General features: G+C 54.6%; 2 rRNA genes (1 of these 2 cut by a window edge). Both read left to right on the top strand.

Annotated elements, in window-relative coordinates:
* A 23S ribosomal RNA gene (locus tag ACK8OU_RS19705) occupies positions 1-2,210 on the top strand; it begins 621 nt to the left of the window's first position.
* Positions 2,211-2,292: 82 nt separating this feature from the next.
* Positions 2,293-2,407, top strand: a 5S ribosomal RNA gene (rrf, locus tag ACK8OU_RS19700).
* Positions 2,408-2,500: the final 93 nt, after the last annotated feature.

Raw genomic sequence — 2,500 nt, 5'->3', positions numbered from 1 at the left:
AGCTTAAGCCGGTAGGTGTAGGCGCAGCGAAAGCGAGTCTTAAAAGGGCGCATGAGTTCGTGGGATCAGACCCGAAACCAGATGATCTAGCCATGAGCAGGATGAAGGTTGGGTAACACCAACTGGAGGTCCGAACCGACACCCGTTGAAAAGGGTCCGGATGACTTGTGGCTAGGGGTGAAAGGCCAATCAAATCTGGAGATAGCTGGTTCTCCGCGAAAGCTATTTAGGTAGCGCCTCGGACGAATACCTGCGGGGGTAGAGCACTGGATGGGTGATGGGGTCCCACAGACTTACTGAGCCTAACCAAACTCCGAATACCGCAGAGTACTATCCGGGAGACACACGGCGGGTGCTAACGTCCGTCGTGAAGAGGGAAACAACCCTGACCAACAGCTAAGGCCCCCAATTCGTGGCTAAGTGGGAAAGCATGTGGGATTTCCAAAACAACCAGGAGGTTGGCTTAGAAGCAGCCATCCTTTAAAGATAGCGTAACAGCTCACTGGTCTAATCAAGAGATCCTGCGGCGAAGATGTAACGGGGCTCAAGCCACGAGCCGAAGCTTTGGATGCACAGCAATGTGCGTGGTAGCGGAGCGTTCTGTGATATAGAACGCTGCCTCCTTACCTCCCTCGGGAGTATTGGAGGCAATGTTCTGACTGTGAAGCCGGGCCGTGAGGCAGCCGGTGGAGTGATCAGAAGCGAGAATGTTGACATGAGTAGCGACAAACAGGGTGAGAGACCCTGTCGCCGAAAGTCCAAGGGTTCCTGCTTAAAGCTAATCTGAGCAGGGTAAGCCGGCCCCTAAGGCGAGGCCGAAAGGCGTAGTCGATGGGAACCAGGTTAATATTCCTGGGCCAGGAGGAAGTGACGGATCCTTACTGTTGTCAGATCTTATCGGATTGATCTGGCAGCTGCGGGGTCCCTGGAAATAGCCCTCCACAAGACCGTACCCGAAACCGACACAGGTGGACTGGTAGAGTATACCAAGGCGCTTGAGAGAACCACGTTTAAGGAACTCGGCAAAATGCCTCCGTAAGTTCGCGAGAAGGAGGCCCGGTTCGTAGGCAACTATGGGCCGGGGGCACAGACCAGGGGGTGGCGACTGTTTACTTAAAACACAGGGCTGTGCGAAGCCGTAAGGCGACGTATACAGTCTGACGCCTGCCCGGTGCTGGAAGGTTAAAAGGAGGGGTGCAAGCTCCGAATTGAAGCCCCAGTAAACGGCGGCCGTAACTATAACGGTCCTAAGGTAGCGAAATTCCTTGTCGGGTAAGTTCCGACCTGCACGAATGGCGTAACGATCTCCCCGCTGTCTCAAACGTGGACTCAGCGAAATTGAACTGTGTGTCAAGATGCACACTACCCGCGGTTAGACGGAAAGACCCCATGCACCTTTACTATAGCTTCGCACTGGCATCAGGATTGTGATGTGCAGGATAGGTGGTAGGCTTTGAAACCGGGACGCCAGTTCCGGCGGAGCCTCCCTTGAGATACCACCCTTCGCACTCTTGATGTCTAACCGCGGTCCGTTATCCGGATCCGGGACCCTGCGTGGTGGGTAGTTTGACTGGGGCGGTCGCCTCCCAAAGAGTAACGGAGGCGCGCGAAGGTTGGCTCAGAGCGGTCGGAAATCGCTCGTTGAGTGCAATGGCAAAAGCCAGCCTGACTGCAAGACTGACAAGTCGAGCAGAGACGAAAGTCGGCCATAGTGATCCGGTGGTCCCGAGTGGAAGGGCCATCGCTCAACGGATAAAAGGTACGCTGGGGATAACAGGCTGATGATGCCCAAGAGTCCATATCGACGGCATCGTTTGGCACCTCGATGTCGGCTCATCTCATCCTGGGGCTGGAGCAGGTCCCAAGGGTATGGCTGTTCGCCATTTAAAGAGGTACGTGAGCTGGGTTTAGAACGTCGTGAGACAGTTCGGTCCCTATCTGCCGTGGGTGTAGGATACTTGAGAAGAGTTGCCCCTAGTACGAGAGGACCGGGGTGAACGGACCACTGGTGGACCTGTTGTCGTGCCAACGGCAGTGCAGGGTAGCTATGTCCGGACAGGATAAACGCTGAAGGCATCTAAGCGTGAAGCCCCCTTCAAAACTAGGTATCCCTTGAGGGCCGTGGAAGACCACCACGTCGATAGGCCGGAGATGTAAGCGCAGCAATGCGTTCAGTTGACCGGTACTAATTGCCCGATTGGCTTGATTTGATCCAGTAGAAGAATATCTCATACCGGAAAAAGCAAGTATACACAAATAATGTACGCGACTTGGACATCGCTCCTTCCTCGGTTTGGTGGTAATAGCACGAGCAAAACACCCGGTCCCATTCCGAACCCGGCAGTTAAGTGCCGTCGCGCCAATGGTACTGCGTCTCAAGACGTGGGAGAGTAGGTCACCGCCAAACCTAGAAAGAAGCGATCAAATCCTCTCTCAAACGATAAAAAAAACAGCGCGGGGTGGAGCAGCCCGGTAGCTCGTCAGGCTCATAACCTGAAGG

Source organism: Pontitalea aquivivens (assembly GCF_046507575.1).
In the GTDB taxonomy this organism is placed as follows: domain Bacteria; phylum Pseudomonadota; class Alphaproteobacteria; order Rhodobacterales; family Rhodobacteraceae; genus Pontitalea; species Pontitalea aquivivens.
This window is presented reverse-complemented; position numbering and strand designations above follow the sequence as displayed.